At 70.6% G+C, this 4,953-nt stretch carries 8 protein-coding genes; 5 read left to right on the top strand and 3 right to left on the bottom strand.

The genetic code is table 11. From position 1 onward, the window contains the following. From RIF93_RS18610 to recO, 3 genes are all read left to right on the top strand, one after another. Positions 1 to 316: KH domain-containing protein (locus RIF93_RS18610; protein WP_309092945.1), on the top strand; the 316-nt coding region annotated here is incomplete at its 5' end. 18 nt (positions 317 to 334) lie between these two features. After that, positions 335 to 1,150, top strand: coding sequence for an arylamine N-acetyltransferase (locus RIF93_RS18615; RefSeq protein WP_309092946.1), 816 nt, complete (start codon positions 335 to 337; stop codon positions 1,148 to 1,150). Then, a complete protein-coding gene (gene recO / locus RIF93_RS18620; RefSeq protein ID WP_309092947.1) occupies positions 1,150 to 1,881 on the top strand; it encodes a DNA repair protein RecO in 732 nt (243 codons plus the stop codon). The genes RIF93_RS18615 and recO overlap by 1 nt, the downstream gene beginning before the upstream one ends. On the opposite strand, the gene RIF93_RS18625 is transcribed toward recO, so the two are convergent. From RIF93_RS18625 to RIF93_RS18635, 3 genes are read right to left on the bottom strand one after another with little or no spacing between them, the layout of a single operon-like run. Beyond that, a complete protein-coding gene (locus tag RIF93_RS18625; protein ID WP_309092948.1) occupies positions 1,878 to 2,393 on the bottom strand; it encodes a hypothetical protein in 516 nt (171 codons plus the stop codon). The two genes, recO and RIF93_RS18625, sit on opposite strands and share 4 nt — an antisense overlap. After that, complete coding sequence (locus tag RIF93_RS18630; protein ID WP_309092949.1) at positions 2,390 to 3,580, bottom strand: TonB family protein; 1,191 nt, start codon at positions 3,578 to 3,580, stop codon at positions 2,390 to 2,392. Before RIF93_RS18630 ends, RIF93_RS18625 begins: the two co-directional genes overlap by 4 nt. After that, the gene (locus RIF93_RS18635) at positions 3,577 to 3,939 is read right to left on the bottom strand and encodes a BlaI/MecI/CopY family transcriptional regulator (protein WP_309092950.1); all 363 of its coding nucleotides are present in this window, start codon (positions 3,937 to 3,939) and stop codon (positions 3,577 to 3,579) included. Before RIF93_RS18635 ends, RIF93_RS18630 begins: the two co-directional genes overlap by 4 nt. Before the next feature lie 227 nt (positions 3,940 to 4,166). On the opposite strand from RIF93_RS18635, the gene RIF93_RS18640 reads away from it, so the two are divergent. Both RIF93_RS18640 and RIF93_RS18645 read left to right on the top strand, forming a co-directional pair. Then, positions 4,167 to 4,586, top strand: coding sequence for a hypothetical protein (locus RIF93_RS18640; RefSeq protein WP_309092951.1), 420 nt, complete (start codon positions 4,167 to 4,169; stop codon positions 4,584 to 4,586). Positions 4,587 to 4,638: 52 nt separating this feature from the next. Then, positions 4,639 to 4,953, top strand: a 315-nt coding sequence (locus tag RIF93_RS18645) for a DNA gyrase subunit A (RefSeq protein ID WP_309092952.1), incomplete at its 3' end; no start/stop codon positions are given.

Consider the following 4,953-nt stretch of genomic DNA (forward strand, 5'->3'; position numbering starts at 1 on the left):
CTCTGTGATCCCACGAATCGTTTCGATCCACGAGGAACTGCCGTACTCTGCCACCGTCGAGACCACCAAGTTCGAGGAGAAGGAGGACGGCTCGGCGCGCATCGAGCAGACCATCTTCATCGAGCGCGAAAGCCAACGCCCCATCGTGCTGGGCAAGGGCGGTCAGACCGTCAAGTGGATCGGCCAGAAGGCCCGGGAGGAGCTCAGCGCCATTCTCGACCGGCCCATCCACCTGTTCCTGCACGTCCAGGTGGACGAGAAGTGGGCCGACAAGCGCGAGTTCTACGGACCGATGGGCCTGGATTACGACGTTTGAAAACTTAGGTGTGAGGCCATGATCGACCTCGACGCCTACTTCGCCCGCATCGGCTACACCGGCCCGCGCGCTCCGACGTTTCAGGTGCTGCGCACGCTTCACGCGCTGCACCCGGCGGCGATCCCCTTTGAGGCGATCGACTGCCTCCTCGATCGGGGGATCGACATCAGCCCCGAGGCCGTCGACGCCAAGCTGATCCGCGGCGGGCGCGGCGGCTACTGCTTCGAGCACAACGGCCTGTTCCGACGGGTGCTGGAGGCCTTGGGCTTCGAGGTGGAAGGCCTGGCTGCGCGGGTCCGCTGGAACATGCCGCCGGATGTGCCGCCTCAGCCACGCACCCACATGGTCCTGCGGGTAGTGGCCGAAGGCGAGCCTTGGATCGTCGACGTCGGTTTTGGTGGCTGCGTGCTGACGGCGCCGCTGCGACTGCAGCCGGGGCTGGAGCAGATGACCGATCATGACAGCTATCGGCTCACGCCTGTTGGCGAGGACTTGCGCCTGGAGGTCCTGCGCGAGCCCGGCTGGGTTCCCGCCTACGACATCTCGCTCAGCCCCTGCGTGTTCCGGGACTACGAGATGGCCAACTGGTTCACGTCGACCCATCCCACCAGCCACTTCCGCAAGAACCTGCTGGCCGCGCGTACGACGCCGGAGGCCCGATACGGCCTGCTGTTCAACCAACTGACGATCCGTCCGGTCGGCGGGGCGCCCCAGAAGACGACGCTGGACGCCGCCGGCATAGAGACCACGCTGCGCAAAGTCTTCGGCCTTTCGCCGGAGCCCTCGTGGCGGTCGATCATCGCGGCGGCGGCCGAAGGCCAGCCGGTCCGCTGATGGAGTTCGAAGACGACGCCTTTGTTCTGTCGGCCCGCGCGCACGGCGAAACCGGAGCGATCGTCGAACTCCTGACGGCCCAGCACGGGAAATACGCCGCCCATGTGGCCGGCGGCTCGTCGCGCAAGATCCGGCCATTCCTGCAACCCGGCGCCCAGGTGCTCGCCCGGTATCGGGCGCGGGTCTCCGACCAACTGGGCTCGGCGATGCTGGAGCCCGTGGGTGAGGGACCTGCGGCGCTGTTCGACGACCCGCTTGCGCTGGCCGGCCTGGCCGCCGCTGCGGCCGTGGCCGCCGGCGCTCTGCCGGAGCGCGAGCCACACCCCGGCGCCTACCTCGCGTTCGAGGCGCTGACCTCGGCGCTCACGCATCCCGACATCTGGCCGGCGGTCTTCGTCCGCTTCGAGGCCGGGCTGCTGCAGGACCTGGGCTTCGGCCTGGACCTGTCCAAGTGCGCCGCCACCGGCGCAGTGGACGATCTCGTCTACGTCAGCCCACGCACCGGCCGCGCCGTGTCGCGACAGGCGGGCGAGCCTTACAAGGACCGGCTGCTGACGCTTCCGCCGTTCATGCTTTCGTCGCAGACCGGCCTTGCGGCCGGTGACGTAGGCGCTGGCCTGGCGCTCACCGGCCATTTCCTGCAGGCCTTCATCTTCGGTCCGCTGAACCGTCCGCTGCCGCCGGCCCGGCTGTGGCTGCTCGACCGGCTGGCGGAGAGCGGGCGGCTCTAGGGCTTGCGCGCCGGCGCAGGCGGCGCCTGGGCGACGACTACGCCGCTCGCCTTGAACAGGGGGTCGAGGTTGGCGCGCCGATCCGCGGCGAAGAGGGCGCCGCTGCGCGCCTTCAGGTCCGCCACCAGCTTCGCGCGCGCCTCCTCGGCCAGCGGGTAGCTGTTCGCCTCGGCCGGCAGTGGCGCGTCGCCTTCGCGCGCCTCCGGCAGCTTGCGCGACTGCGGCTCGGTGCAGCTGAACAGACCGGTCATGGAGCTGAAGCAGACCTGGCTCTGCAGGAAGCCCTGATAGGCCCACCGGTAGCGATCAGGCCCGGTTTCCGGCCGCACGACGGTGACCGTGGCGGTGATGAAGAGCGCGCGCCGCGCCAGGGCCTCCTCGCGGCGTGGCCCCTTCACCAGCGTAAGCGGCAGGTCCTGAACCGCCACGACCTCGCTGGCCTCGCTGCGGCTGACCACCACCTCGGCGGGTGCGGACGGCGGTGGGCTCGGCGGCGCTTCGGCGACGATCACGAGGCGGCCTGGGGTGTGGTGAAGCGGAACGGAATCCGGATCAACGCCCCTCGCGTGGGGACGCCCGCCTTGTCCACCGGCTTCATCCGGAACTTGCCCGTGAGCGCCAGCGCCGCCCGACCGAAGCCCGCACCGGTCGGCGCCTCGCGCTCGAGCTTGCAGTCCTCCAGGCCCCCGGCCGCGTCCACGCGACAGGCGACCAGGGCGCTGCCGGGCAGCGACTGGGCGCTGGCCGCCGGCGGGTAGACGGCGGCGAGGTCGGCGCCCTCCGGCCTTTGCACCCAATCGGGCGCGGTCAGGGTTGGCGACGACGGGGGCCGGGCAGACCTCTCGGGCGAACGCGAGCCGGGTTGGCCCGCCCAGGCCGCGAAGCCTGCGGCGACGCAGGCGCCGGCGACGACGGCGAAGCCTGCAACATGGCGACGTCGACCAGGGAGGGGAGACTTCAACATGCGGATTCTCTCCTTGAGCGGATGCGCCGCCGCGGATGGCCAGTGGCAGCCGAGGGGCGCGGCCTGGCCCGACAGCTGGGTCTTGAGCAGGGCCTCGGCGTAGATGCGCCGGACCTGAGGCGCGCGGCTCAGCACGGTGGCGTCGCAGGCGAGTTCCTGATCGATGCGGACCAGCCGCGCCGCCAGGTGCGCCAGCGGGTTGAACCAGCAAAGGCAGGTGAGCAGGGCGGCCAGGGCGTTCGCGGCCGCGTCGCCGCGCGCCAGGTGCGCCCGCTCGTGGCTCAGGATCACCTCGCGTTCAGCGGGCGCGAAGCGCTCGTTGAAATCCGACGGCGTGACGATGCGCGGGGCGATGACGCCCACCACGGCCGGGCCGCCGCGGCCTTGTCGGACCTGGACGAGGAAAGCGGCTTGGCGGCGGGTCAGCACGGTGAGCGCAATCAGGGCGCCGGCGGCCCACAATGCGAGAAGGATCGACGGCGAGAGGCCGGGCGCCGGCGGGACCTTGGGCGCGACGTCGACCACGGCGGTCGTCATCGCGAGCGGCGGCAGGATCGCGGCCGGCGCCGGGAACAGGCTGGCGGCGCCAGCCAGTAGCGGCGCGGCCCAAAGGCCGTAGGCCGCCCTCGCGCCGAACATCCGCCGCACCGGGCGACGGAGAACGACCACCGCCAACACGCAAAGGCCGGCCGCTACGTTTGCGCGAAACAGGGCGGACAGGATCTCCTCGGTCATGGCTCCAGCTCCTGGATGAGGCGCTTCAGCTCGGCCACGTCTTCCGGGCTCAGCTTGCCGCCTTCCGAGAAGTGGCTGACCAATGGCGCCACCCGGCCGCCGAACAGACGGTCCAGCAGCCCCTGGCTCTCGGCCTCGACATAGTCCGCGCGCGACACCGCGGGCCGATAGAGGTAGCGGCGGCCGTCGGGCGTCGCTTCCACCGCCTTCTTGCGCAGCAGGCGGTTGATCAGCGTCTTGACCGTGCCCTCGCTCCAGCCCTGCGGACCCGCCACCTCGGCGGCGATCTCCTCGCGGCTCAGCGGCTCGCGCCGCCAGAGGGCTTCCATCACGACGCTTTCGGCGGCGCTGATCTTCATCGTTTACACCTGTATCCGTCGCCCCACGTTTACGCTGGTAAACGCGGCTGTCAAGGCGCTAGAAACCCGTGTGATCCGGATGCTCAATCAGGCCCAGCAACAACAGCGCCGCCCCGCGGCGGTGTTTGCGCGCGCCTGAGGATCCCTTCCGCTCACGGCCTTCGCAAACCCCGCTCCGGCGGGGTTTTTGCTGCGAGCCGCCCCGCCGGGCCCCTCTGGAGCCCAACATGTTCACCGACACCGACATCGCGCGCATTGGCGAGGGCGTCATCGCCCGGACCTTGCCGAAACCGGAGTGGACGCACGCCGCCCACCTCGCCGCCGCGCTCTGGGTGCTGACGCGGCCGCATCTCGACGCGGGCCGCGACATGCCCGGCCTGATCCGCGCGTACAATGAGGCCACAGGCACGCCCAACACCGACACGTCCGGCTATCATGAGACCATCACCCAGGCCTCGCTGCGCGGGGCCCGCGCCCATCTGGCGGCGCGGCCGGGAGCGAACCTAAGCCATGTGCTCGCCGATGTGCTGGCCGGTCCGCTGGGCCGCTCGGACTGGCTGCTGGCGTACTGGACGAAGGACCGGCTGTTCAGCGTCGAGGCACGCCGACGCTGGGTGGAGCCCGACCTGCGGCCGCTGCCGTTCTGACGGGAGCATCTGACGCGTCGCGGCGAATCCCGCGTCTTGCTAAACACCGCCAATGACCGTTCTCACCACCCCGCCGGGCGGCGCCGAGCCCGACCGGATCATCGACGAGCCGCTCTCCGAGGCCCTCTCGCGCCGCTACCTGGCCTATGCGCTCAGCGTCATCACCGACCGGGCGCTGCCCGACGTGCGCGACGGGCTGAAGCCCGTCCAGCGGCGCGTGCTGTACGCGATGCGCGAGATGCGGCTGAACCCGGACTCGGCGGCGCGCAAGTGCGCCAAGGTGGTCGGCGAGGTCATGGGCGGATACCACCCGCACGGCGACCAGGCGATCTACGACACCCTGGTCCATGTACCAGAGCCTACTGCA

The sequence above is a fragment of the Phenylobacterium sp. genome, assembly GCF_031181185.1.
GTDB lineage: Bacteria > Pseudomonadota > Alphaproteobacteria > Caulobacterales > Caulobacteraceae > Phenylobacterium.